Origin of the sequence: Pseudarthrobacter sp. NBSH8 (assembly GCF_014217545.1) — a bacterium.
Lineage (GTDB): Bacteria > Actinomycetota > Actinomycetes > Actinomycetales > Micrococcaceae > Arthrobacter.
Genome location: NZ_CP043178.1, coordinates 772,316 through 797,701 on the forward strand (window position 1 = coordinate 772,316; position 25,386 = coordinate 797,701).

Consider the following 25,386-nt stretch of genomic DNA (forward strand, 5'->3'; position numbering starts at 1 on the left):
GGAGTCTGCTCGTGGTGGTGGCAACCCGGACCGTCAGCCGGTAACACCGGGCGACCTTCTAGCCGGCGCCGACATCCTTGGCGTCCATGATCCGGTAGGCATACCCCTGCTCAGCCAGGAAGCGCTGCCGCTTGGCCGCGAAATCCTGGTCCAGGGTGTCCCGGGCCACCAACGAGTAGAAGCGGGCCGCCCGGCCGTCCTTCTTGGGGCGCAGCAGCCGGCCCAGCCGCTGGGCTTCCTCCTGCCGCGACCCGAAAGAACCCGAAACCTGGATGGCCACCGAGGCCTCCGGCAGGTCGATGGAGAAGTTGGCCACCTTGGACACCACCAGGGTGTTCACGTCACCGGCACGGAAGGCATCGAAGAGTTTCTGCCGTTCCTTGACGGAGGTGTCGCCCTTGATGACGGGAGCCTGCAGGCGCTCGCCGATCTCGTCCAGCTGGTCAATGTATTGCCCGATCACCAGCAGCTGCTCGCCAAGGTGACGTGCCACCAGCTGTTCCACGATCAGGGTCTTGGACTCGGACGTGGCGCACAGCCGGTACTTGTCCGCGTCCTCGGCCATGGCGTAGGCCACGCGTTCGTCCCGGGGCAGGTCAATGCGGACCTCCACGCAGTCCGCGGGAGCGATGTAACCCTGCGCTTCGATGTCCTTCCACGGCGCGTCATACCGTTTGGGTCCAATCAGGCTGAAGACCTCGCCTTCGCGGCCGTCCTCGCGGACCAGAGTTGCGGTGAGGCCCAGCCGGCGGCGCGCCTGTAGGTCCGCGGTCATCCGGAAGATCGGAGCCGGCAGGAGATGGACTTCGTCATAGATGATCAGGCCCCAGTCGTGGCCGTCCACGAGCTCCAGATGCGGGTAGAGGCCACCGCGCTTGGTGGTGAGGACCTGGTACGTGGCGATGGTGACCGGCCGGACTTCCTTGACCGCGCCCGAGTACTCGCCGATTTCATCCTCCGTCAAGGACGTCCGCTTGAGCAGTTCGTCCTTCCATTGCCGGGCGGCCACGGTGTTCGTCACCAGGATGAGGGTTGTGGTGGAACTCGTGGCCATGGCCGCGGCACCGACCAGGGTCTTTCCTGCTCCGCAGGGCAGCACCACCACGCCGCTGCCGCCGGCCCAGAAATTCTCGGTGGCGAGCTGCTGGTACGGGCGGAGCTTCCAGCCGTCCTCGTTCAGGGCGATCAGGTGGGGTGTGCCGTCCACATAGCCGGCCAGATCCTCCGCCGGCCAGCCGATTTTCAGGAGCAGCTGCTTGAGCTGGCCGCGCTGTGAGGAGTGGACCACAATGGTTTCGCCGTCGATCCGAGGCCCCAGCAAGGGCTGGATTTTTTTGGCCCGGATGACCTCTTCCAACACCGGGTAGTCGTCCGTGCGCATCACCAGGCCGTGCTGTGGGTCCTTCTCCAGGCGCAGCCGCCCGTACCGGGACATGGTCTCTTCGACGTCGATCAGCAGCGAATGCGGTACCGGGAACCGCGAGTATTTGAGCAGGGTGTCCAGGACCTTCTCCGCGTCCAAACCGGCGGCGCGCGCGTTCCACAGGCCCAAGGGGGTCAGGCGGTAGCTGTGCATGTGCTCCGGAGCGCGCTCCAGTTCGGCGAAGGGGGCGATCGCGTGGCGCGCCTCGGTAGCCAGTTCGTGGTCCACTTCGAGCAGGATGGTTTTGTCACTTTGGACGATCAGCGGGCCGTCGTTCACGCGGGGGCGTCCTTCACTGGCGCAGTTCTTCTGCGGCCTCGATATCGATAATGCGGTGGATGGAGAGCACCCGCTCGGTTTCCTTGACAGGATCGAAGACCCTGACGCGTCCGCCGGTTACGGAGATGGGAACAACTGTCTCCAGGCAGCAATTCCCCTGGCTGTCCACTACGTTCATGCTCACGCGCTGCTTAAGCCGGATAGCCCGCTGCAGGGTCTCCAGGCCAAGCTGGGTTGTGGCTTCGCCGGTACCCGGCACTGCAGGTGGGTGGTTTCCGTTGGCTTCGGGCCGCCCGTTCCGCAGGACGGCGAGCTGCGCGGCGACGTCGTCCTCCGCTGGCGCGGTCCGCGGCGCTGTGTAGACGGGGCGGGTGCTGCCCGGAACGCCGGTGGTGCGGCGGAGCCGGACCACTCCGGGCTGGGCCTGATCCACCGACGGCGAGAGGCCCAGTCCGCGCAGGACCTGCGCCGTTTCCCGCGGCGGAGCAGTGGAGATCAGCACGGTCGGCGCAATCCGGGCCAGACCCAACCCGGCTGCCTTGGACTCCGCCGCCAGCTCCAGCACCGTTGCCTCATCATCGCTTTGGATAAAGCTGGCGGCAGTTCCCACCCGGAGCCGGCCGTGCCGGGACGCGGTGTCCTCCACCAGGTATTCCAGGGGTTGGGGCACTGCCGTGGCCGAGTGCTCACGCAGGAACTCCAGCAGGCTCGATGCGTCATGCCCGGCATCCAGGGCGCGCCGGACCGAGTTGGCGGAGAACCGGTAGATGGTGGCGGGCCCCTGCCCCTCGGCGTCGGCCATCACCAACAGCTTTTCCGCCAGCTCCGGAGCCAGGTAACCCGGGGCAACTGCCGTCAGGTCCGCCTGGAGCAGGACGTGGTTCAGCGCCGCGGGCAGGTGCTCGCCCAGGATGCCCAGGGCCTCGTCCGGATTGTCCTCGGCAATGGCGCTGCCCAGCTGGCTCAACGCACCGGAGCCGATCAATCCCAGCAGCTCTGCTTCGGCCAGCACACCCCTGATCAGGGAACTGAACCGGCGGGCCATCCGCGGCTGCGTCCATTCAGCCCGCTGGAGCACTGCCGCGGCGTCGAGGACCGGCGCCGTGCCGTCCGCAGCGGCAGCTTCCTGCGTGAGCTCCTCCAGAATTTCCAGGATCCGCTTCCTGACCACCGGGGCATCCGGCCGCTGCGCTTCCGCTGAAAGGGCATTGACGGTATTCCCGGCCACGGCACGGTGCACGGCGGGAACGCCGCCCGGGCCGGTAACGGGCTGACCCACGAGTGAGGGCACACGCTCGCTCGCGAGCCAGGCGTTGACCAGCCACAGCCACTGCTCCTGGCGGGGGAGGGACAGCCACTCCAGCTGCGGGGGCTGCACCCAGGAGGACGAGTCCACATCAAGGCGCAACAGGCCGGAGAGGGCGCTGATCTCCAGCAGCAGGCCCGCCCGGTGCTGGTCGATGCGCAGCGTCTCGGCCAGCCGCTTCATTTCCCGGACGCCTACGCCGCCGCTTCGCAGCGTGGCCAGCGGCTGTTCGCGGACGGCATGGAGCAGATCACCCACCAGCCGGAGGGTTTCAGCGATGGCGCCCAGCGCCGCGTTCCGGCGAAGTGCGGCGGTAGTGCTGCCCAGCTCCGGAACCGGAGGGGAAAGGGAAAAGTCATTGATGATGGCGCCGCCACGCAGCGACAGCCCCACGCTGTGCGGAAGTTCCACGTGCGCGGCGTCCAAGGGGACCAGCAGGCCGCGGGCCAGGAGCCAGTCCACGGGCCCGACGTCGGCGCCCTGGTTCGAGACCGACGCTTTCCGTTGCGCCTGGGGGACGGCACCCATGGCCCAGTTGCGGAATTTGGCGAGCAACGCCGTCGTGCGTTCCGGGGCTCCGGCCAGAGCCGCGCTGAGTGCCTCGGGCGAGGATGTCCAATGCTGTAGCGCCAGGGCTGCCTCCATGGGGGTGGTGGCGTTCTGGATGGAGACGCCGCTTCGGTGCAGCTCCGCAACGAGCTGGACTACTCGCTGGGCAAACGCGGGCTGAAGCCTGACCAGCTCGGTGTAGCTGCGCCCCAGCCCCGCAGGATAGATTCCCACCACGTCCTTGAGGCTTCCCACCGGCAGGTAGTAGCGCTGCCGATGGCCCGAAGCCGCCGTTCCATTCGGCGGCTCGGCCCGGTGCACCAAAGCCAGTTCCTGGAGCGAGGCCAGGATGCGTTCCAGCGCCGCCACCGTGGATCCTGCAATGAGTTTCCGGACGCCCGCCGCAGATGCGCTGTGTTCGGTGTCCGTGTTGGTGCACAGATGCAGGGTTTCCAGCACCTGCATCTGCGGCCTGTTCAGCCGTTCGAGCGCACGCTGGACGCTGACCCGCGCGCTTGCCCGGGCGGCCAGGGCTGAAAAGTCAGGAACCGCGGGGGACATAAGGTCCGGCCGCGCTGCGAAGAGCGCCCGCAACGAGTCATCGCTGCGTGCTTCCAGTTCTTTGCTGAGCGCGCGGATAAGGGACATCAGTCCAACGTTACCGCCCGCTGGACTTTCCTGCCCTGCGCCGGCCGGCCACGCTGTCCAGCACCAGGAAAAGCATCAGCAGGAACGCCACAGGCAACCCGTACAAGGCGGCGGCGGTGACCCAGGCCGGAGCAGCGGAGCCTGCGAAGGCCAGCGCCATGACTGCGCCCACCGCCACGAGGGAAAGCATGGCAACAACCGCTGCGCAGATCATCAGTGGGCGCCGGTATCGCGAGGGTGTCATGCAGGTAACGCTAACAGCCGGGTGACCGGTGGTGGCGCCACAGGCGGCCGTGAGCCGCGGGCCCGCAGCCGCGGCAGGCGGCGGGAGGATGCGTGCGTGAAAGCAGGATTCCGGGTCCCGGCAGGATAACCTTGAGGAACAGACCAACACGGTCCGTTGCTGTCATACCCTGAACCCGCACATCAGTGCGGATGCGGTGACTGCCGGCCGTGTCAGAAGACGTCAGAACGAAGAAGGTTGATTACGTGCCTACCGGCAAGGTCAAGTGGTATGACAAGGAAAAAGGTTTCGGATTCCTCGCAGGCGAGGACGGCCAGGAAGTCTTCCTGCCCAAATCATCGCTGCCCGAAGGCATTACGGAGCTGAAGGCAGGCACACGCGTTGAGTTCGGCGTTGCCGACGGCCGCAAGGGTGCGCAGGCCCTGGGCCTGCGCGTCCTGGACAAAACGCCGTCCATCGCCAAGGCCAAGCGGCCCAGCGCCCGGGACCTCGCGCCGCTCGTCCAGGACCTGGTCAGCGTGCTGGACAACCTTTCTGGAACCCTGTCCGCGGGCAAGTACCCGGAAGGCAACAAGGGCAAGGCCATCGCGGCTGCCCTGCGTAAGGTTGCCGACGAGCTGGACGTTTAGGTCTTGGCCATGAACGCGGAAGCTGAACTGCCGGACACCACGGCACCGGAGACGGTGGGCGCCAAAGCCGAGGCCAAGCGCCGTACCGGCGTGCCCGTGTGGCGGACCGGCAAGCCGGACGCCTTCCTCGCTGCTGCCGTTGGCGAGGCGCGGACCGCCATCGAAGGCATCACGGCGGCGTCGGACATCGGTGCGCACCTGGCTGCCAGAAGTGAGGGCGACCGCCTGGTCACCCACCTCTTCGAATCAAAAATGGCCGGCTACGACGGCTGGCAGTGGTATGCGGTCCTGACCAGGAACTCCCGCTCCAAGGTGGTCACGGTCAGCGAGCTTGGCCTCCTGCCGTCGGAGGATTCCATCCTTTCCCCGGAGTGGGTGCCGTGGGCAGAGCGCGTCCGTCCCGAGGATGCGCAGGCGGCAGAGGAAGAGGAACCGCGCGCTGCTGTTGCTGTCGCTTCGGAGCCGGACACTTCGCAGGCCGACGCTTCGCCGGCCGAGGCTTCACAGGCCGACGCAACCGGGTCCAAGGACGAAGACGCCGAGGACGACGAACCCGCCGGCGAGGCTGACTAGGCAGTTGAGAATGCGCGGGGTTGAGAACCGTGAAGGCCGGCACTGATGTCCACCTTCAAATCCCTGCACATCCTCAACTACCGGATCTGGTTCATCGGCGCACTGGTTTCCAACATCGGAACCTGGATGCAGCGGACGGCCCAGGACTGGCTGGTGTTTGACCACCTCACCGAGCACGACGCCGGAGCCATGGGCATCACCATGGCGCTGCAGCTGGGACCACAGCTGTTCCTGGCGCCCATCGCCGGCCTCGTGGCTGACCGGTACAGCCGCCGGCAGCTGCTGATCATGACGCAGTCAATGATGGCGCTCCTGAGCGCCGGCCTGGGCATCCTGGTGGTGCTCGGCGCCGGCCAGCTGTGGCACGTCTACGGCTTTGCCCTGCTGCTGGGCATGGTGTCCGCGCTCGATGCCCCGGTCCGCCAGACCTTCGTTTCTGAACTAGTGCGGGACGACTACCTGCCCAACGCCGTGGCCCTGAACAGCGCCTCCTTCAATGTCGCCCGCATGATCGGACCCGCCGTGGCCGGCGTGCTCACCGTGGCTGTAGGTCCTGGCTGGGTGTTCCTGATCAATACCGCCACGTTCCTGGCCATGCTCCTAAGCCTGTGGAAAATCCCCTCCGCGTCGCTGCGCCGGCTTCCCCGGGCGGCCCCGGGCAAGGGCCGCATCAGGGAAGGGCTGCGCTACGTCCGGTTCCGGCCGGACATTCTGGTGGTCCTCGTAGCCGTGTTCATCGTGGGCACACTCGGGCTTAACTTCGTACTGTTCATCGCCGCGATGGTGGGCACGGAGTTCGGGCTGGACGCCAGCGCCTTCGGGCTTATGAATTCCATCATGGCCATCGGGTCCGTGGCGGGCGCGCTGCTCTCCGCCGGCCGCGGCAAACCCCGCCTTCGGATGATCTTCGGCGCGGCGGCTGCCTTTGGCGTGTCGTCGGGGCTGGCGGCGCTCGCCCCGAACTACTTCTGGTTCGGCGTCGCGCTGGTGCCGGTGGGCCTGTCCGCGATCACCATGATGACCAGCGCCAACGGCTACGTCCAGACCACCACCGATCCCGTCATGCGGGGCAGGGTCATGGCCCTGTACATGGCCATCTTTATGGGCGGCACACCCATAGGCGCCCCGCTGGTGGGATGGGTGGCCAACGTCGCTGGCCCCCGGTGGTCCCTTTCCGTGGCGGCCGCGTCCGGGATCATCGCCGCCGTGATCGGAATGCTCTGGATCATCCGCGCCCAGCAGCTCCGGATCACCTTCAACCGGCGCGCCCGCGGCCTGCGGTACTTCGGCGTCGTCTCGCATCTGGGCATCCAACAACCGGGGGACAACACAAACGGCGCCGCCAGGGACGAAAACCCGGACGACGCCGTTGGACGCTGACAGCTGGCCTCACCGCGCGAGAGCGCTACTTGCGCAGCTCGCCCACCACGTAATCAATGCTTGCCAGCAGCGCAGTGACATCAGCCGGCTCGATGGCCACAAACGTCGCGATCCGGAGCTGGTTGCGGCCCAGCTTGCGGTACGGCTCGGTGTCCATGATCCCGTTGGCGCGCAGCACCTTGGCGATCGCGGCGGCGTCGATCGAGTCGTCGAAGTCGATGGTGGCGATGACGTTGGAACGGTCTTCCGCCTTGGCCACAAACGGCGTGGCGTACTCGGAGGCCGCGGCCCAGGAGTAGATCCGGCCGGCGGAGTCAGCGGTGCGGGCTGACGCGAAGTCCAGGCCGCCGCTGGCGTTGAGCCACTGCACCTGCGCGTCGAGGGTTACCAGGGTGGTGAGCGACGGCGTGTTGTAGGTCTGGTTCAGCTTGGAGTTGTCGATGGCGGTCTGGAGGTCCAGGAAATCCGGGATCCAGCGGCCGCTGGCCTTGATCCGGGCGGCGCGTTCCAGCGCGGCGGGGGAGAAGAGGCCCAGCCACAGGCCGCCGTCGGACGCGAAGTTCTTCTGCGGGGCGAAGTAGTAGACATCGGCCTCGGAGACGTCCACGTCCAGGCCGCCGGCTGCAGAGGTGGCGTCCACCAGGACCAGGGAACCGGAATCGGCGCCTGCAACGCGCTTGACCGGAGCCGCGACGCCGGTGGAGGTTTCGTTCTGTGGCCAGGCGTAGACATCCACGCCTGCTTCGGCGGCCGATACCGGGCGAGTGCCCGGCTCGGACGTGATGATGGAGGAGGCGTCCAGGAACGGGGCCTTGTTGGTGGCCGAGGCGAACTTGGAGCCGAACTCGCCGAAGGACAGGTGCTGGGCCTTCTTGTCCACCAGGCCGAAGCTGGCGACGTCCCAGAATGCGGTAGAGCCGCCGACACCGAGGACCACTTCGTAGCCTTCGGGGGCACGGAAGAACTGGCTGAGGCCTTCGCGGACGGAGCCTACGAGGTTCTTGACGGGAGCCTGGCGGTGGGAGGTGCCCAGGATGGTCTTGGACGCCGCTGAGAGCGCCTCGAGCTGCTCCGGCCTGACCTTGGACGGTCCTGCGCCGAACCGTCCGTCCTTTGGCAGGAGGTCGGCAGGAATAGTGATGCTGGTTTCGCTCACGGGGGCTCCAATTTCGGCATGGACGTCGCTCACGTCCGGACGGTGGGGTGGCCGGTAGTCGGCAGTGACTGCATTAAGGACCTCCTTTATTCTGCCTGAACCCCTCGATTGGGCGGGAACCGGCACCGTCATAGTCCGGCCAATGAGACCATCGGGCCCCGTCCGGGGATTATCCGGACAAGTTCAAAATAGGCTAAGCTTTTTACCGGACCTCGCCGCTGCTGGACGCGATACGGTGGGACAACGCAACGTACTGCGCTCGAGGAGCTGAGCTGGATGACGGATCTGATCGATACTACGGAGATGTATCTTCGGACCATTTTGGAGCTTGAAGAAGAGAACATCGTTGCCCTTCGCGCGCGCATCGCCGAACGGCTGCGGCATTCCGGCCCCACGGTGTCCCAAACCATCGGCCGGATGGAACGCGACGGACTGGTGGTGGTCTCCGGAGACCGCCACCTGGAACTGACCGAGGCCGGGCGGAAGCGCGCCACGGAAGTGATGCGCAAGCACAGGCTGGCGGAACGGCTCCTGGCGGATGTGATTGGCCTGGACTGGGCCTACGTTCACGATGAGGCGTGCCGCTGGGAGCACGTAATGAGTGAACGCGTTGAGCAGCGCATCTACGAATTGCTCAACCACCCCACCGATTCTCCCTACGGCAATCCCATCCCCGGGCTGGCGGCCCTGGGCGGGCCGGCGTCGGCACTGCCTGATGCCGGAGTGATTAATCTCCTGGATGCGATGCAGGGCTACGGGCCGGCGTCGAACGTAACGGTCAGCCGGTTGGCCGAGCCCATTCAGGTGGAGCCTGAGCTGCTGGTCCAGCTGGACGAAGGCGGAATCAGGCCCGGCGCCTCGGTGTCCCTGGAGCGCGTGGGGGAGTACATTTCCGTGCGGGTTCCGGGCATAGAAGGGGCGCTCGAGCTGCCCCCGGAAGTGGCATCGCACGTCTTCGTTTCCGTCCGCTGACGGGACGGCGGCCTCCTCGCGTTGGGGCCGCGCTATAGCGCAGTGACGCCAGGTTCCGCAAATATAACGGAATTGTTACTGCCCAAGTTAATCGCCTATAGTTGGAACTCAGCGTCGATACAAAAGCGTTACCTGATCCGGAGCCGAGCTCTGCCAGCGGATCAGGTGCACGAATCACCAACTGGCAGAGGCGGGGGAACCACAACCGGTAGTCGCAAGACTGCCTTGGGGTGAAGTCCGTCAGCAGCAAGCCTCTTCCAGCGAAGGATCCTCACGGGATATCTCTGCGCCAAGTGCTTGTTATGGCGGACCGGGTCTTTGAACTCTCTGACCCGAATCCGACAGCTAACTTCGCAGGCTATCCAGAGAGGAACATTCTTGACCACGCAATACTCCAGGGGCCGCCGTCGCGCGGTGGGTCCCGCTTCGGCGCCCAGAGTGGCCGAGGATTTCACTGCGGAGAGGCCCCGCGATCCACAGCGGGAAGCACGACGCCGCCGGGGACCCTTCCGGCAGATGACGGATTTCGCCGCTGCCAGTGGCCTTGGCCAGAAGGCCGGCATCGCCTTGGCAGCAACAGGCCTGGCTCTCACCGTGACGGTTCCCGTGACCGGCCCCGTGATGGCAACTCCGGCACCCGGCCAGGCCGCGTCTGCCGTTTCCGCTGCTCCGCAGCCTGAAGTCACTGCCGAAGCCGCCGCCCAAATTGATTTCAGCCGCTCGTCCGTGGTTACCCAAGGTGATCCCGACGGCAAACTGAAGCAGCTGCTGAGCGCCCAGTCCGCGGGATCCATCACCCGCGCCGCCTCTGCCGGAAGCCTCGGCTCGCCGCTGGCCCAGCTGGCTACAGTCTCTCCCTTCGGATTCCGGGTCAGCCCCATCACCGGCGGCTCCGGCGACTTCCACCGTGGCCAGGACTTCGCCGCGCAGTGCGGAACCTCTGTCCTGGCTGCTGCCAGCGGCACCGTGACCTTCGCTGGCTGGCACCAGTACGGCGGCGGCAACCGCGTGGTGGTGGATCACGGCAATGGCCTTGAAACCACGTACAACCACCTCTCCTCCGCCAGCGTCAAGGTGGGCCAGACGGTCAGTCGCGGCGATGTGGTTGCCCTCAGCGGCACCACGGGCGCGTCCACGGGCTGCCACCTCCACTTCGAGGTCCAGGTCAACGGCGAAGTCGTTGACCCCAGCGGCTGGCTCTGAACCAAATGATGGCAAACTCTCGAATCGCCGCGACGTGCCGTGACCTGAATGTGACATTGGCGCGGAACTCCTGTAACGTTTAAAGCGCGTCAACTTTTCCGAAGTTGACGTTCTTGAGTGGATTGCCTAGCTCTGCCACCGCTCAAGGTCCGTTCGCATGACATCGTCTGGCAGGGGCGGGGGAACCAATTTTGGTCTTCGATTCTGAAGGCCTTGGGGTTAAGTCGCAAAGCTTCCACTGTGAAGCAGAGCGGCCGGGTGACTCCCATCCGAATCCGACAGCTCACCTCGCAGGCATTGGGAGAGGCTACCTTCGTGTCTTCACGCCATAATTCTGCGCGCCACCGCGCACAACCGGTTCGCACCAACCCCTTGGGCCCCGTGTCCAAGGCAGTCAGTGCCAACGCCGGGACCGTAGGTCGCCAGGCTGCTGTTATCGCAGCTGCATCAGGTCTGATCCTGAGCATGGGGCTTCCGGCCAACGCCGCGGATACCACCGCCGGTGTTTCCGCCTCTACCGAGTCCGGTTCCGCGCAGACGGCACTTGCCGTAACTGCGGCGCCCACGGCTACCGTTTCCTTCGAGCGCCCCGTGATCAAGACCACGCCGGCACCGAAGGTTGAAACGGTCCGTGCGCAGTCCACGGCCTCCGAAACCGGGGCTCAGGGTGCTGTGGCAACCGAGGCCGCGGCCTCCAAGCTCGCTGACGCCTCCAAGCTCGCTGACACTGTCTCCTCAGCCGCCGCTTCGGGTCTGGCAGCACTTGCCTACACCGGTATCGGCCGCCCCTACGTCTGGGGCGGCACCACTCCCAATGGCTGGGACTGCTCAGGCTTCACGCAGTGGGTCTACGCCCAGGCCGGCATCAGCATTCCCCGCACCAATGCCTGGACAGCCATGCGGCCCACCGCCACACCGGCTCCCGGTGACCTGGTTATGCAGAATGGCGGCGCCCACGTTGGCATTTACGTCGGCAACGGCATGATGATCAGCGCACTTAACCCGTCACAGGGCACCCTGCTCCACTCCGTGGCATCCACGGGCTCCTCCGCGTTCTTCACGCTGGCCCCGTAGTTCCTGCCATCCAGCAGTTCCTGCAGCCCTGTGCTGACGGGATCGATTCTTCGCTGGAAACTTTTCGCTAAATCCCCGTTCGGGGCGTGCCGGCGTACCCCCAAGATGCCGGCGCGTCCAAAGCCCTTGGTCTGCCCACGCGGTCCTGAGGAAAACGAAAGAGAGAAATTAATGACTACACGTGCAACTGCTGCACGGCACCGCGCCGAGGTCACCAAGACCAACTCGCTGGCTGTCATTGCCAAGGCTGTCGGCGACAACGCCGGCGGCATGGGCCGCCAGGCCGCGGTTATCGCTGCTGCTTCCGGCCTTGTCCTGACCAGTGGTATCGCTGCGAACGCGGCAGACTCCGGAGTCCAGCGTGAAGCTGCTTCCGCTTCGAACCTTGAGGTTGGGGTTTCCGCGCCGGCCATCATTTCGGCCGCCTCCACCATTGCCATCTCGTACGAGAAGCCTGCCGTGACCACCACTCCGGCTCCTGTTGAGGCTCCGGCGCCCGTTGTCGAAGCTCCGGCTCCGGCTCCGGCTCCGGCCAAGGCCGCGGCAACCGTAAAGGTAGCGTCGGCAGCTCCGGCTGCTCCCACGGCTCCGGTCGCTGCCAGCGGCAAGGGTGCTGGCATCCTGTCCGCCGCTTACGCACAGCTCGGCGTCAGCCAGGACTGCACCATGCTGGTGACCAACGCCCTGGCCGCCGTGGGTATCAACTACCACGGCTGGCCCGCCGGCTACCTTTCCCTGGGTAAGACCGTGAGTGCCGCCGAGGCTCAGCCCGGCGACCTGCTCTACTACGCCGACGGCGGCGCGGGCGTTGCCCACATTGCCGTCTACGCCGGCAACGGCCAGGCCGTTCACGGCGGCTACAACGGAAACCAGACTGTTGTGTTCAGCGCCAACGTTGGTTCAGGACCGGTTTACATCCGCGTGTCCTAGCACCGAAGTCGATCTTCAAAGGACCTCTGCCTCACGGCTGGGGTCCTTTGTTGTTGTAGGGCCGCCGCAGCGACCCGGACGCGTGTCCCGGTCCGACACGTGACTGCTGCTACGGCCGAAATTAGTTGATCCCGGGATTCTTTGTTTACTCTTGTGGTGTCGATCCATAGCCCGGATATGCCGGGGGCAGCCGGCCCTCGTGCCCCTGACGGGTGCGGCCACGAAGAGGTACGTGCATGCGCACTCTCGTTCTGAATGCTGGATATGAACCGCTGGCGGTGGTCACCTTCCGCCGGGCGCTGGTGCTTGTGCTCACGGGCAAGGCCAGTGTTATTGCCGAAGGCGATGACCCTGTAGTGGGACCGCAGGAGATCCTGGGCCGCCCGTCCGTGATTCTCCTGAACCGCTACATCCGCCCCAGATACAACCAGGGCACCCCGGTCAGCCGCCGCGGGGTGCTGCGGCGGGACGGTCACCGGTGCGCGTATTGCGGCAAAGGTGCCCACACTATCGACCATGTGCAGCCCAAATCACGTGGCGGCGCCGACTCCTGGGAGAACCTGGTGGCCGCGTGCCTCCGGTGCAACAACACCAAGGGCGACCACACGCCGGCTGAAATGGGCTGGAAGCTCAGGTTTGTTCCGGAACCGCCGCATGGCACCATCTGGCAGATCAAAGAACTTGAGAAGCCGACGCCGGCCTGGGACCCGTTCCTGCTGCCGGAACGGGCCGCCTGAACTCTGGCCTCTAGTTCCAGCTCCGCACAGTATTCCAGCCCGCACAGTTAGGCTGGGAGGGTGGACACTGACCCCCTCGACTTCGATGCTGTCATCCTCGCCGGCGGCCGTTCGTCGCGGCTCGGTGGCGTGCCCAAGCAGAGCCTGACGTACGACGGCGACTCCCTGTTGAACCGCTCCGTGGCCGCTGCCGGGGGAGCCCGGGCCGCCGTCGTGGTTGGGCCGGCCACCGCGGAAATGCTTGGCTGGGAAGTGCCGGCCGGGTTTCTGCGCTGCCGCGAGGAGCCGCCGTTTAGCGGGCCTGCGGCTGCGATTGCGGCCGGGCTGGCGGCCCTGGCCGCTGCGGGCGGCAGCCGCCCCGCGCTGACGCTGGTGCTGGCCTGCGACATGCCCAACGTGGGGCAGGCGGTGGCTGCGCTGAAGGCTGCGTTGCGTTCACGAGGACCGGGCGCAGGACCTGCCGGAGGTAAGCAGGCGGGCCTGGAACCGGACGGCGTGGTGGCCGTCTCGGAGGATGGCCGTAGCCAGCCGCTGGTTGGCTTTTATAGCACAGTCGGGCTACAACGATCCGTCACCCAGCTGGAAACCGCAGGACGCTTAATCAACGGGTCGGTGCGGGCACTCCTTGCTAGTCTGGACGTGCAGCTTGTCGCCGTTCCGGCCGGCTCCACGGCTGACGTGGACACCTGGGACGATGCCGCAGCACTTGGTGTGGCCGGTTCGGATCCCCTGAGCGGGCTCCGGGGCAACACTGCCGCAAACGATTTGGGAGGCAGAGCGTGAAAAGCCAGGAAGAGACGCTGGAAGAGTGGTGCAGGTCCTTGCTCCAGGCGTATGAACTGGAGGACGTCCAGATCGACGTCAACACCATTCTGTCGCTGGCCGGCGTGGCAGCACACTCAGTGGTCCGCCCGGCCGCCCCGCTCACCACCTTTATTGCCGGATTCGCCGCCGGCCTCGCTGCAGGATCGGGACAGGCTACGAACGCTGCCGCGATGACCGCCGCCATGGACCGTGCCCGCACCCTCGCTGCTGACTATGACGCCGAATCTGCCGGGACCCCCGTCGAATGACTCCCGTTCAGTGACCGCCGCCCCCGGCGACGTATCCGAAAATCCCGAGCAGCAGGCAGCCCCGGCAAAGCACCTTGCCCACACCTGGGAGGAGGCGCGCAAGGCCGCTTTTGATATCGCCACCCCGATTCCGCCGGGCCGGGTTCCCCTAGGTCAGGCCCTGGCCAGGGTCCTGGCCAGCGACATCACTGCGTTGCACGACATGCCGCACTACGCGTCGTCTGCGATGGACGGCTGGGCCGTCAACGGCAGCGGTCCGTGGATCGTGGCAGAGGCCGGCCAGCGGCTGGCACCCCACCAGGCCAGCCCCATCGTCACCGGCGGACTGATCCCGCCCGGGGCCAAAGCTGTCCTGCGCAGCGAAAGTGCAGTGCTTGGAACGGACGACGACGGCCTGCCGCTGCTGATGACCGGTGGCGCCGCCCGCCCCGGCGAGCCCGGGAACGGCCAGCACATCAGGAAGGCCGGCGAGGAAGCCGCCGCGGGAGCCGTGCTGGTCAAGGCCGGGGTAACACTGAACCCGGCCCACCTGGCGGTCGCGGCCCTGGCCGGGCATGATGACCTGCTGGTCCGGGGCAAGCCGGTGGTTAAGCTCCTGCTGACCGGCTCCGAAGTTGTAGCCCAGGGGCTGCCGGTCCCGGGACAGGTCCGGGACACCTTCGGTCCGCAGCTCGCCGCCGTTGTGGAAATGCTTGGCGGCATCAACGGCGGCCAGGAACGGATCGGCGACTCTTACGCTGAGTGGCTGGACGGTCTGGCGGACCTCCCACCCGAGGTTCCGGACCCCTCCGCGCTGCCGGCCGACGTCGTGATCACCACCGGCGGTACGGGCGTCTCGGACACCGATCACCTCCGCCGGGCCGTTGCTGAACTGGGCGGGCGGCTGGTCATCGACGGCATCGCCATGCGCCCCGGCCATCCCGCTGTCCTGGCCGAACTCCCCGACGGTCGCTTTGTCCTGGGGCTCCCCGGAAACCCGCTGGCCGCCATGATGGCACTGTCCACGGTGGGCGAACCGCTGCTGGCCGCGCTGGGCCACGGCACCATGCCGCCGGTGCAGGAGGTCCCGTGCGGGACCACCATCGAGGCTGAACCGGGCCGGACCAGGCTGATGCCCTTCCGGCTTCTGTACGGGATGGCGTCACCGGCCAAGCACACGGGTCCCGGGATGATGCGCGGACTGGCATCGGCGCACGGGGTGATGGTTGTTCCGCCGCATGGGGTACAGCTGGGCGAACCCGTCCCGGCGTTTGCCTTGCCGTGGGGACCGCCGGTGCCCGCGCCCGAGCAGCCGGGCAGTAAGACCAAGAGCAGGTCCGCCGCGAAACCAGCCACCCGGGCAGCTGGCAAGGACACTGCGAAGCCCGCCGGTCCGGTGGACTGGAGTGCCCTGCTTGGCTAGGCGCCGTGCTGCGGAATCCCGTACGCCACAGCCCGGCCAGTGGTGCAATGATGGACCTATGAACAGCGCCAGCCGGCAGGTCCGGAACGTCCACAGGGCCCTTCGAGACAGTCTGGCGGTTCGCTGATGGGGCGCGTGACGCAGCGCCGCAAGGTGCACAAGTACGTTTTGGATGGCTCGCCCAATGCCCTTGAGTTCCCGGTCCGCCACCGCGAGGACGTCCTCGCGGTCGAAGAGCCGCTGGAAATCCGGATCGGTCCGCTGTCATTCTCGGTGACCATGCGGACGCCCGGGGACGACTTTGACCTGGTGGCAGGCTTCCTGGTGTCCGAGGGGATCATCTGGGCTCCCGAGCAGCTGGTATCGCTTCGGTTCTGCGCCGGCGAGGACGAAGACGGCGTCCAGACGTTCAACGTGGTGGAAGCCCAGCTGCGGCCCGACGTAGAACTCCCTGCGAAAGGACGGAACGTCTTCACCTCAAGTTCCTGCGGCATCTGCGGCACGGACTCGATCGAGGCAGTGCGCAAGTCCTCCCATTTCAGCCCCGCGGCGGATCCATTGACCGTGCCCGCCCATGTGCTGGCTTCCCTGCCAGGACGGCTCCGCGAAGCCCAGGACGTTTTTGACGTCACCGGCGGAGTGCACGCCGCGGGCCTCTTCCGCATAACGGACGACGGCGGCGTGGAGCTCTTGTGCCTCCGCGAGGATGTGGGACGCCACAACGCCGTGGACAAGGTAGTGGGCTGGGCCCTGCGGGAGCGGTTGCTTCCGCTGACCGGGCTGGTGCTGCAGGTCTCGGGCCGCGCATCGTTTGAACTCGTCCAGAAGGCAGCGCTGGCGGGTATTCCCGTACTGGCGGCAGTGAGTGCGCCGTCGAGCCTTGCTGTGGAGCTGGCGGAGGCCAGTGGCATGACCCTGGCAGGATTCAGCCGGGGTACGAGCCTGAATGTCTACGCCGGGCAGGGCAGGATTACGCTGCCCGTCCCGCACGTTTAGCGCGCAGGTTCCGGGGCCGGTTCCCGGGGAGGATACGGCCGAATTAGGCGCGAACGCGCCGGGATAACAACGGCGCCGGCCTCTTCGGCGGAGATTTCCCGTGACGCTTGGCTATTGAGCTACTAGCCGGTAGATTTTATCCATCGATTGGACGCTTTTGGTTCCATCCGAGTACTCCAGTTCAAGCACCTAAGAGGGTTTACATTGCATGACGACCGCCGGATCACCGAAGTCCGCCTGGACCGGTTTGTCCGCGAGCGGATCATTCCCGCCGTTTACGCCCGCACCGTTCCGCTGAACCTGAGCAGCTGGGATGCCCCCGGCGAACCGGTGTCCGTGATGGATGCACTGCGGAATCACTTCGAGCCGCAGGAACACGGTGCCGCATGGGGAAAGCCGTGGGGCACCAAGTGGCTGCGCCTGCAGGGCGACGTCCCGGAGGCGTGGGGCACCGGCCCGGACACCGCGGTGGAAATCGTGGTGGACCTGGGCTTCATCAACGAAGCCCCGGGATTCCAGTGCGAGGGAATCGCCTGGCGCCCGGACGGCACCATCATCAAGGCGATTTCGCCCCGGAACCAGTACATTCCCCTGAAACTCCTGGGCAGCGGCATGTCCGTTGACTTCTACGTTGAAGCGGCCGCCAATCCGGACATGGCGCAAGGCTGGACCTTCGCCGCCACACCCTACGGGGATAAGGCAACATCAGGCACGGCGCCGCAGTACCGGCTGGGCAGGATCGTCATCGCCGAACTCAACCAGACAGTCTGGGAACTACAGCAGGACATCTGGACCCTCGCAGGGCTCATGCACGAACTCTCCACCGAGCAGCCGCGGCGCCATGAGATCCTGCGTGCGCTGGAGCGCATGATGGACCGGATGGATCCCGACGACGTCCCGGGCACCGCCGCCGCCGGTCGGGCAACCCTGGCGGAAGTCCTATCCAGGCCCGCCTACGCTTCCGCCCATCAATTGGTGGCTACGGGCCACGCCCACATCGACTCCGCCTGGCTCTGGCCGGTGCGTGAAACCATCCGCAAATGTGCCCGGACGTTCTCCAACGTGGTGGCGCTGATGGATGAGGATCCGGGCTTTGTGTTCTCCTGCTCGTCAGCCCAGCAGCTGGCCTGGATGAAGGAGTTCTACCCCGAGCTTTTCAGCCGGATCCGGGAAAAGGTCAAGGCCGGTCAGTTCGTCCCGGTGGGCGGCATGTGGGTCGAGTCGGACACCAACATGCCCGGCGGCGAGGCCATGGCACGGCAGTTCATTGAGGGCAAGAACTTCTTCCTCGACGAGTTCGGCGTCGAATGCCGCGAAGCCTGGCTCCCGGATTCCTTCGGCTATTCCGCGGCCCTGCCGCAGATCGTCAAGTCGGCGGGCAGCCGCTGGTTCCTGACGCAGAAGATCTCGTGGAACCAGGTCAACCGCATGCCGCACCACACCTTCAACTGGGAAGGCATCGACGGCACCCGGCTGTTCACGCACTTCCCGCCCGTAGACACCTACAACGCCGAGCTCAGCGGACGCGAACTGGCGCACGCCGAGCGGAACTTCCGCGACCACGGGCACGGCAACAGCTCGCTTGTCCCGTTCGGCTACGGCGACGGCGGCGGCGGGCCCACGCGCGAAATGCTGGCGGCCGCCAGCCGCACCGCGGACCTCGAAGGCTCGCCCAAAGTCAGGGTGGGTTCCGCCGAGAGTTTCTTCACCCAGGCGGAGGAAGAGTACTCCTCCCTGCCCGTCTGGGTGGGGGAAATGTACCTGGAGCTCCACCGCGGCACGTACACCAGCCAGGCCCAGACCAAGCGGGGCAACCGGCGCAGCGAACACCTGCTTCGCGAGGCCGAACTCTGGTGCTCCACCGCTGCCGTCCGCAGCCCCGGTTCGTTCGAGTACCCGGCAGAAGAGCTGAAGCGGCTGTGGCGGCTGGTGCTCCTGCAGCAGTTCCACGACATCCTGCCCGGCAGTTCCATCGCTTGGGTCCACCAGGACGCGGAACGTAACTACGCCGCCATCAGCGCCAGCCTCGAAACCCTCATTGGGCAGGCTGCGGCCGCGCTCCTCGGCGAGGGATCGCGTACCTTCCTGCTCAACGCCGCACCGCACGCGCGCAACGGGGTTCCGGCATTGGCGGCCGCAGAGCTTTCGCCGACCGGCCGGCCGGTTCAGGCAACCGCGGTGGATGGCGGTTATGTGCTGGACAACGGCATCATCAGGGCGGTCCTGGATGCCGATGGCCTGCTTGCCTCCCTGACCGACTACGCCACGGGACGCGAAGCCATCGCTCCAGGTGCGCGCGGCAACCTGCTGGAACTGCACCGGGACACGCCCAACCAGTGGGACGCCTGGGACATCGATGAGTTCTACCGCCGCAACGTCACGGCGCTGACGGCGGCGCAGGCCATCCGGCTGGAGCATGCCGGACCCAGTGCGGTTGTGGTGGTTGACCGGTTTGCCGGCTCGTCACCGGTCAACCAGCGGATCGTGCTGGAGGCCGGCAGTGGCTCCCTCACCATCACCACCGCCGTTGAATGGCAGGAGAGCGAGAAGCTGCTGAAACTGGGCTTCCCGCTGGACGTCAGGGCCGACCGCTCCGCCTCGGAAACCCAGTTCGGTCATGTCTTCCGCCCCACCCACGTCAACACATCGTGGGAGGCTGCCAAATTCGAGATCTGCGCGCACCGCTGGATCCACGTGGCCGAGCCCGGCTACGGTGTTGCGATTTCCAATGCTGCCACCTACGGACACGATGTCACCAGGAGCGTGCGGGATTCTGACGGCGGGACCACCACTTCGGTGCGTCTCTCCCTGTTGCGGGCACCGAAGTTCCCGGACCCGACGTCGGACCGCGGCCACCAGGAACTGACCGTGACCATCCGCCCTGGTGCCGGAATCGCCGAAGCCGTGGAGGAGGGGTACCGCACCAACCTTGTGCCCCGGCTGGTCAAGGGCGCGCGCGGCGCGGCGCCGCTGTTCGCCGTGGACAACCCGGCCCTGGTCATCGAGGCGGTCAAGCTTGCCGAGGACGGTTCGGGCGACGTTGTAGTCCGCCTCTACGAGTCCCTGGGGCAGCGGTCCGCCGGCGTACTCACGGCCAACTTCCCGGTCACAGCCGTTCAGGCCACAGATCTGCTGGAGCGGATCATCGACGCCCCCGGGGTCGACGCTGCCGCGGCAGAGCAATCGGTGGAGCTTTTGCTGCGCCCGTTCCAGTTGGTGACGTTGAGGTTCGCGCGGTAGGTGCGGCATGGATGCCAACTGTTCCGCCAGCATGCGGGTGTGTCAGCACCCGGGCGGGGCCGTAATGCTGCCTGGCCGTTAAATGGCTGAGTGGGGGCGGTCCCCAACGGCCCGCCACCACTCATCCCCCCAAAGAATGCAAAGACTCAACGGGCCCGGCGCTCAGAAATCTATACCCGTTCGCGAACACCCGCACCCAACTTCACACATTCATGATTGTGCCACGTCTAATGATTTTGTGAAAGCACACAGGGTTACTTTGCGGTAGAAGTCTTTTTCCCAGGCTCATTCAACCCGGACCGCGGCTTGGCTAGCCAGATCAGCGCCAGCCCTATGACAAAGCAAAGGACAGCGGTGTAGTTGATGACAAACTCCACTGAGTCAAGCGCCGGTGGGAACACCGGGAACAACAGACTCGCGCCAATGGCAACCGATCCGAGAACCAGCAGCAGCGCCGCCACCCTGATTAAGCCCGGAAGGTTGCTCCGGCAGGCCTGGACCATGGCCGGCAGCAGGACCAGCGAAACGTAGGCAGGGTAGGCGCGGCCGGCGGCCCCGTAGTACTCAACCAGTAAACCGTTCCTGGCACTCTGGCCTGACACGGCGACCAATCCCGCGGAGGACCCTGCCGTATCCATCATGAGAAACAGTACAAGCACGGCGAGGGAGATCAGGCCCAGGACGGCCATCCCGATCCGTCCCGTGAGCAGCCGGTAAGCACCGTCGGCCCCAAAGCCCCGGGTGACGCGGATACCCACGAAGAAAATAGCGGCGAAGATGACAAAGCGGAGCAGAAGGTTGGCCACGTTAACCCCGCCGAGCGCCTGGTCGATGGCAACGTAGGGCGCCTGGATGCTGAGCAGGGTGGCGAGCGTCATCAGGGCAAAGATGTAGAAGACTGTCCGGTTCTTCCCCTTCAGGGCACTGGGAACGCGCGCGATGGCCACCAGGCCGCAGACAGTCAGCGTGGACCACTGCAGGATTTCGATCATCCCAGGTTCTCCCAGATCTTTTCGGTCTTTTCATGGTCATGTTCCTGCCGGCGGAGGGCCCGGCCGAGTGTCTGCAGCCGGTCACCGGCCAGCGTGGTCAGCTCGCCGTCGGACAGGCTGTCGAGCGCGGCCTGCCGGGCCCCGGGAGGCCAGCCTGCCTCCGCCTCCGTGACCAGCCCGGTGGCCACCAGGCCGCTGGCAGGGCCGACGCCGGCGGCAAGGGAGGTGGCAACCGCCAGTTCGGGCGCCAGCCGGTTCGCGGTCAGTTGCGCCGAATAGTTCTGCGGGGCGATTCCGGTGGCAGCGGAGACCCGGTGCCGCAGTTCGCCGTCGTCGACGGCCTCCACCCAGTTCTTGACCGAGGTAGCGTGCGGGGCCGGCTCCAACGCTGGCGAACCCGCCGGCTCGGCAGCCGTGGCAGCCGCCGGCGCGCCGCCCGGGTCCGCGGAGGAACGGGCCAAAACCGCCCGCAGGAGGTCCGCGGTGGAGATCTGGCTGACCAGTTCAGCCCTGGTGGGCGCGCGCGGGTCCGTGAGCTGGCGGTAGGCATCGAACGCCGCCAGCGCCGAGACGGGGTTGACGTTATACGCGCGGCTGATGTTGACCACAGTTGCCTCTGCCACCTTGCCCCGGACAAGCTGCTGGGCCAGTGTGGTGCGCTTGATGCCGGACACGCGGCAGACGTCTGACGTGCTCGTGTGGGGGGCGATGCCGTGCAGCCAGCGCTGGAACGCTTTGGCAGGTATGGGCATAACGGCTCTCTGCAGAACGGATGGTCGCTTCTGATTTTAGCCTGATGTCCCGTGGACGGTTTGGTGCCGCGTGCTGAGTCGACTATGCTTGATGGTCGAGCCCGTTGGTCCGTACACCCCCCAAGTCCGGACCGGCGGGCTCTTTAGTGCCCCGGCACTTTTCGGGGCGGCACATTGCGGATTCACCGCAGTTTCGGGCCGATTCAGGCGGGCTCCTCCGGCCGGGCGGCGGGGAGAGGACGGACCAACCTATGACTGCAACCCTTGTTGCCAAAGATCTTTCCGGCGGCCACGACCACCGGACTCTGTTCGCCAAACTTTCCCTCACGGTGGCCCCGGGCGACGTGGTGGGAGTAGTGGGCGCCAACGGCGCCGGCAAATCCACCCTGCTGCGCCTGCTGGCCGGGGTGGACCAGCCACAGGGCGGCAGCGTCAGCCTCGCCCCCGCCGATGCCTTTGTGGGCTGGCTGCCCCAGGAACACGAGCGCGTCGCCGGCGAAACCGTGGCCGGCTACATCGCCCGCCGGACCGGCTGCGCCCAGGCGACCGTGGAAATGGAATCCACCGCAGAGGCATTGGGCTCCGGCGCAACGGGAGCCGATGACGCCTACTCGCTGGCCTTTGACCGCTGGATGGCCTCCGGCGCGGCAGACCTCGACGAACGCATCCCGCCCGTCCTGGCCGACCTCGGCCTGGACACCGGAGCCGACGCTCCCATGACCGGGCTCTCCGGCGGCCAGGCCGCCCGCGTGGCACTCGCCGCGCTCCTGCTCAGCCGTTTCGATGTTGTGCTGCTGGACGAGCCCACCAACGACCTTGACCTCGCCGGCCTGGCCAAACTGGAAGCTTTTGTCCAGGGCCTGCGCGGCGGTGTGGTGCTGGTCTCCCATGACCGTGAGTTCCTGGCCCGCTGCGTCACCACCATTGTGGAACTGGACCTGGCGCAGAATTCCGTGGCGGTCTACGACGGCGGCTACGAGGCCTTCCTCGAGGAGCGCGCCGTGGCGCGGCGCCACGCGAGGGAAAAGTTCGAGGAGTTCGCCTCCACCAAGGCAGACCTGGTCTCCCGTGCCCGGACCCAGCGCGAATGGAGCTCCCAGGGCGTGCGGAACGCCATGAAGAAGAGCCCGGACAATGACAAGATCCGCCGGGCCGCCAGCACCGAGTCATCGGAAAAGCAGGCACAGAAGGTCCGGCAGATGGAATCCCGGATTGCCCGGCTGGACGTGGTGGAGGAGCCGCGGAAGGAATGGCAGCTGCAGTTCACCATCGGCCAGGCGCCACGCTCCAGCGCGGTGGTGGCCACCTTGCGTGACGCCGTCGTGAAGCAGGGAAGCTTCACGCTGGGCCCGGTGAACCTGCAGCTTAACGCGGGGGAGCGGATCGGGATCACCGGCCCCAATGGAGCCGGCAAGTCGACGCTGCTGCGCTTGCTCCTGGGCTTGCAGCCGCCCGACGCCGGCAACGCGGCCATGGGCGCCTCGGTAGCCGTCGGTGAAATTGACCAGGCCCGCGGGCTGCTGGCCGGCCATCTCAACCTTGGCGACGCCGTCGAAGCCGTGCTCACGGACCTGACGCCGGCGGAGGTCCGTACCCTGCTGGCCAAGTTCGGGCTGAAGGCGGACCACACCACACGCCCGGTGGATTCGCTGTCGCCGGGGGAACGCACCCGCGCCGCCTTGGCGTTGCTGCAGGCACGGGGAGTGAACCTGCTGGTCCTGGATGAACCCACCAATCACCTGGACCTGCCCGCCATCGAGCAGCTGGAAGAGGCCCTGGAAAGCTACGAGGGCGCGCTGCTGCTGGTGACGCACGATAGGAGGCTGCTGGAGAACGTGCGGCTGGATGTACGGTGGAATGTGGACAACGGAACGGTAACTGAACTGATGGCAGACGCAACGGAGCAACAGCGATGAGCATGGACGGCGTTGCCTGGCACTCCCTGTACAACATCTCCCGGGCCAAGAACGGCTCCCGGCCCTTCTCCAAGGCAACCCTGAAGCGGGTGCTGGGTTTCGCCCGCCCCCACCGGACAAAACTGATCGCGTTTGTGGCGCTGTCCATTGTGATGGCGTTCCTGGCTGTCGCCACGCCCGTGCTGGCCGGCCAGGTGGTTGACACCATCGTGGCCAAGGCGGGTACCGACGAAGTGATCCGGCTGGCGATGCTGATCGCCGTGGTGGCCGTAGCCGAAGCAGGGGTGGGACTCGTCAGCCGCTGGCTGTCCTCCAACATCGGCGAAGGCGTGATCGTGGACCTGCGCACCCGGGTCTTTGACCATGTGCAGAAGATGCCCATTGCGTTCTTTACCCGTACCCGCACCGGGGCCCTGGTCAGCCGGCTGAACAACGACGTCATCGGCGCCCAGTCCGCCTTCGCCGGAACCCTTTCCGGTGTGGTCAGCAACGTGGTGGCCCTGATCCTGACGCTGATCGTGATGCTCGGGACCTCCTGGCAGGTCACTGTGCTCGCCATGATCCTGCTGCCGATCTTCCTCATCCCAGCCCGCCGGATGGGCTCCCGGCTCGCGGACCTGCGCCGTGAGGCCGCAGACCACAACGCAGCCATGGGCACCCAGATGACCGAGCGGTTCTCCGCTCCGGGCGCCACACTGGTGAAGCTCTTCGGCCGGCCGGATGAGGAATCCCGCGAGTTCGCTCTCCGGGCCGGCCGTGTCCGGGACATCGGCGTCCGCACCGCCATGCTGCAGTTCACCTTCGTCACCGCGCTGACGCTGGTCTCCGCGCTCGCCTTGGCGCTGGTCTACGGCCTGGGCGGCTGGCTGGCCATTGGCGGGCAGCTCGCCGCGGGCGACGTCGTGGTGCTGGCACTGCTGTTGACCCGCCTGTACGCCCCGCTCACCGCCCTGTCCAACGCCCGCGTGGAAATCATGAGTGCCCTGGTCAGCTTCGAGCGGGTCTTCGAGATCCTGGACCTCAAGCCCCTGATCCAACAGAAGCCCGACGCCGTGGCCATCCCGCCGGGTCACGTTTCGGTGGAGTTCGACGACGTCCGCTTCGCCTACCCCTCCGCGGACAAGGTCTCACTGGCCTCGCTCGAGGAAGTGTCCACGCTGGACACCCGCGGCGGCGAAGAGGTGCTGCATGGCATCAGTTTCCGCGTGGAACCGGGGCAGACCGTTGCCCTCGTGGGTTCATCGGGTGCCGGAAAGTCCACTATCGCGCAGCTGCTTTCCCGGCTGTACGACGTCGATTCCGGCGCTGTGCGGCTCGGCGGCACCCTTCCCGGGACGGGGCTGGACGTCCGGGACGCCACCTTCGATTCCCTGCGGGACACCCTGGGCATGGTCACCCAGGACGGGCACCTTTTCCACGAGTCGATCGCGTCCAACCTCCGGCTCGCCCGGCCGGACGCCACCGAAGAGGACATGTGGGACGCCATCCGGCAGGCCCGCCTCGAGACCATGATCCGGTCCCTGCCCGATGGCCTGGACACCGTGGTGGGGGAGCGCGGCTACCGGCTCTCCGGCGGCGAGCGCCAGCGCCTCACCATCGCCCGGCTGCTGATCTCCCAACCCCGGGTGGTCATCCTCGACGAGGCCACCGCCGCGCTGGATTCCACGAACGAAGCCGCCGTGCAGGCGGCCCTGGGCGCCGCGCTCGAGGGGCGCACCGCCGTCGTGATTGCCCACCGGCTGTCCACCATCCGTGCCGCCGACGTCATCCTGGTGGTGGAGGGCGGGCAGATCGTGGAGCGCGGGAGCCACACTGAGCTGCTGGCCGCCGACGGCCGGTACGCCGAGCTGTACCAGACGCAGTTCGCCGAGGCCACAGCCGTGGCAGCGGAAGCCGTTCCGGAGTTCTAGCC

21 protein-coding genes and 2 riboswitches are annotated in these 25,386 nt (G+C 66.6%); of the genes, 15 read left to right on the plus strand and 6 right to left on the minus strand.

Going from position 1 to position 25,386, the window contains the following annotated elements:
- Window positions 1-58: 58 nt before the first annotated feature.
- Genes FYJ92_RS03565 through FYJ92_RS03575 form a run of 3 tightly spaced genes read right to left on the minus strand, consistent with a single transcriptional unit; the run spans window position 59 to window position 4,449 of the window.
- Window positions 59-1,702 (minus strand): DNA repair helicase XPB, encoded by a 1,644-nt coding sequence (locus FYJ92_RS03565; RefSeq protein WP_185262628.1) that lies wholly within the window; start codon window positions 1,700-1,702, stop codon window positions 59-61.
- Between the two features lie 13 nt (window positions 1,703-1,715).
- Window positions 1,716-4,205, minus strand: coding sequence for a helicase-associated domain-containing protein (locus FYJ92_RS03570; RefSeq protein ID WP_185262629.1), 2,490 nt, complete (start codon window positions 4,203-4,205; stop codon window positions 1,716-1,718).
- Window positions 4,206-4,215: 10 nt separating this feature from the next.
- The gene (locus FYJ92_RS03575; RefSeq protein ID WP_185262630.1) at window positions 4,216-4,449 is read right to left on the minus strand and encodes a hypothetical protein; all 234 of its coding nucleotides are present in this window, start codon (window positions 4,447-4,449) and stop codon (window positions 4,216-4,218) included.
- 245 nt (window positions 4,450-4,694) lie between these two features.
- On the opposite strand from FYJ92_RS03575, the gene FYJ92_RS03580 reads away from it, so the two are divergent.
- From FYJ92_RS03580 to FYJ92_RS03590, 3 genes are read left to right on the plus strand one after another with little or no spacing between them, the layout of a single operon-like run.
- Complete coding sequence (locus FYJ92_RS03580) at window positions 4,695-5,078, plus strand: cold-shock protein (RefSeq protein WP_056347308.1); 384 nt, start codon at window positions 4,695-4,697, stop codon at window positions 5,076-5,078.
- Between the two features lie 9 nt (window positions 5,079-5,087).
- A complete protein-coding gene (locus FYJ92_RS03585) occupies window positions 5,088-5,651 on the plus strand; it encodes a DUF3027 domain-containing protein (protein ID WP_185262631.1) in 564 nt (187 codons plus the stop codon).
- Between the two features lie 45 nt (window positions 5,652-5,696).
- Complete coding sequence (locus FYJ92_RS03590; protein ID WP_185262632.1) at window positions 5,697-7,031, plus strand: MFS transporter; 1,335 nt, start codon at window positions 5,697-5,699, stop codon at window positions 7,029-7,031.
- A gap of 25 nt (window positions 7,032-7,056) precedes the next feature.
- Here the strand turns inward: FYJ92_RS03590 and serC are convergent, their stop codons facing one another.
- Window positions 7,057-8,187, minus strand: coding sequence for a phosphoserine transaminase (gene serC, locus FYJ92_RS03595; RefSeq protein ID WP_185262633.1), 1,131 nt, complete (start codon window positions 8,185-8,187; stop codon window positions 7,057-7,059).
- Between the two features lie 276 nt (window positions 8,188-8,463).
- Between serC and FYJ92_RS03600 the strand changes: the two genes are divergently transcribed.
- From FYJ92_RS03600 to FYJ92_RS03645, 10 genes are all read left to right on the plus strand, one after another.
- Window positions 8,464-9,159: a metal-dependent transcriptional regulator gene (locus FYJ92_RS03600; protein ID WP_185262634.1), complete on the plus strand. Its 696-nt coding sequence runs from the start codon at window positions 8,464-8,466 to the stop codon at window positions 9,157-9,159.
- A 131-nt stretch (window positions 9,160-9,290) separates the two neighbouring features.
- Window positions 9,291-9,534: riboswitch (cyclic di-AMP (ydaO/yuaA leader) on the plus strand.
- A gap of 3 nt (window positions 9,535-9,537) precedes the next feature.
- The gene (locus FYJ92_RS03605; RefSeq protein ID WP_185262635.1) at window positions 9,538-10,362 is read left to right on the plus strand and encodes a M23 family metallopeptidase; all 825 of its coding nucleotides are present in this window, start codon (window positions 9,538-9,540) and stop codon (window positions 10,360-10,362) included.
- Between the two features lie 148 nt (window positions 10,363-10,510).
- A riboswitch (cyclic di-AMP (ydaO/yuaA leader) is annotated at window positions 10,511-10,673 on the plus strand.
- A gap of 70 nt (window positions 10,674-10,743) precedes the next feature.
- Window positions 10,744-11,436 (plus strand): C40 family peptidase, encoded by a 693-nt coding sequence (locus tag FYJ92_RS03610; RefSeq protein WP_255482291.1) that lies wholly within the window; start codon window positions 10,744-10,746, stop codon window positions 11,434-11,436.
- A gap of 171 nt (window positions 11,437-11,607) precedes the next feature.
- On the plus strand, window positions 11,608-12,366 hold the full coding sequence (locus FYJ92_RS03615; RefSeq protein WP_185262637.1) for an NlpC/P60 family protein: 759 nt from the start codon (window positions 11,608-11,610) through the stop codon (window positions 12,364-12,366).
- Between the two features lie 236 nt (window positions 12,367-12,602).
- Window positions 12,603-13,103 (plus strand): HNH endonuclease, encoded by a 501-nt coding sequence (locus FYJ92_RS03620; protein WP_185262638.1) that lies wholly within the window; start codon window positions 12,603-12,605, stop codon window positions 13,101-13,103.
- Between the two features lie 60 nt (window positions 13,104-13,163).
- Window positions 13,164-13,886, plus strand: a complete 723-nt coding sequence (locus tag FYJ92_RS03625; protein ID WP_185262639.1) for an NTP transferase domain-containing protein — start codon at window positions 13,164-13,166, stop codon at window positions 13,884-13,886.
- Window positions 13,883-14,176, plus strand: a complete 294-nt coding sequence (locus FYJ92_RS03630) for a DUF6457 domain-containing protein (RefSeq protein ID WP_185262640.1) — start codon at window positions 13,883-13,885, stop codon at window positions 14,174-14,176. The genes FYJ92_RS03625 and FYJ92_RS03630 overlap by 4 nt, the downstream gene beginning before the upstream one ends.
- Before the next feature lie 10 nt (window positions 14,177-14,186).
- A complete protein-coding gene (locus FYJ92_RS03635) occupies window positions 14,187-15,578 on the plus strand; it encodes a molybdopterin molybdotransferase MoeA (RefSeq protein ID WP_370526126.1) in 1,392 nt (463 codons plus the stop codon).
- A gap of 126 nt (window positions 15,579-15,704) precedes the next feature.
- Complete coding sequence (gene fdhD, locus FYJ92_RS03640; RefSeq protein WP_185262642.1) at window positions 15,705-16,574, plus strand: formate dehydrogenase accessory sulfurtransferase FdhD; 870 nt, start codon at window positions 15,705-15,707, stop codon at window positions 16,572-16,574.
- Window positions 16,575-16,778: 204 nt separating this feature from the next.
- Window positions 16,779-19,814, plus strand: a complete 3,036-nt coding sequence (locus FYJ92_RS03645; protein ID WP_185262643.1) for a glycoside hydrolase family 38 C-terminal domain-containing protein — start codon at window positions 16,779-16,781, stop codon at window positions 19,812-19,814.
- 254 nt (window positions 19,815-20,068) lie between these two features.
- On the opposite strand, the gene FYJ92_RS03650 is transcribed toward FYJ92_RS03645, so the two are convergent.
- Both FYJ92_RS03650 and FYJ92_RS03655 read right to left on the minus strand, forming a co-directional pair.
- The gene (locus FYJ92_RS03650) at window positions 20,069-20,806 is read right to left on the minus strand and encodes a hypothetical protein (RefSeq protein WP_185262644.1); all 738 of its coding nucleotides are present in this window, start codon (window positions 20,804-20,806) and stop codon (window positions 20,069-20,071) included.
- A complete protein-coding gene (locus FYJ92_RS03655) occupies window positions 20,803-21,558 on the minus strand; it encodes a hypothetical protein (RefSeq protein WP_185262645.1) in 756 nt (251 codons plus the stop codon). Before FYJ92_RS03655 ends, FYJ92_RS03650 begins: the two co-directional genes overlap by 4 nt.
- A 251-nt stretch (window positions 21,559-21,809) precedes the next feature.
- Here FYJ92_RS03655 and FYJ92_RS03660 point away from each other — a divergent pair, with 251 nt between their 5' ends.
- Window positions 21,810-23,474, plus strand: coding sequence for an ABC-F family ATP-binding cassette domain-containing protein (locus FYJ92_RS03660; RefSeq protein ID WP_185262646.1), 1,665 nt, complete (start codon window positions 21,810-21,812; stop codon window positions 23,472-23,474).
- On the plus strand, window positions 23,471-25,384 hold the full coding sequence (locus tag FYJ92_RS03665) for an ABC transporter ATP-binding protein (RefSeq protein WP_185262647.1): 1,914 nt from the start codon (window positions 23,471-23,473) through the stop codon (window positions 25,382-25,384). Before FYJ92_RS03660 ends, FYJ92_RS03665 begins: the two co-directional genes overlap by 4 nt.
- Window positions 25,385-25,386 lie beyond the last annotated feature (2 nt).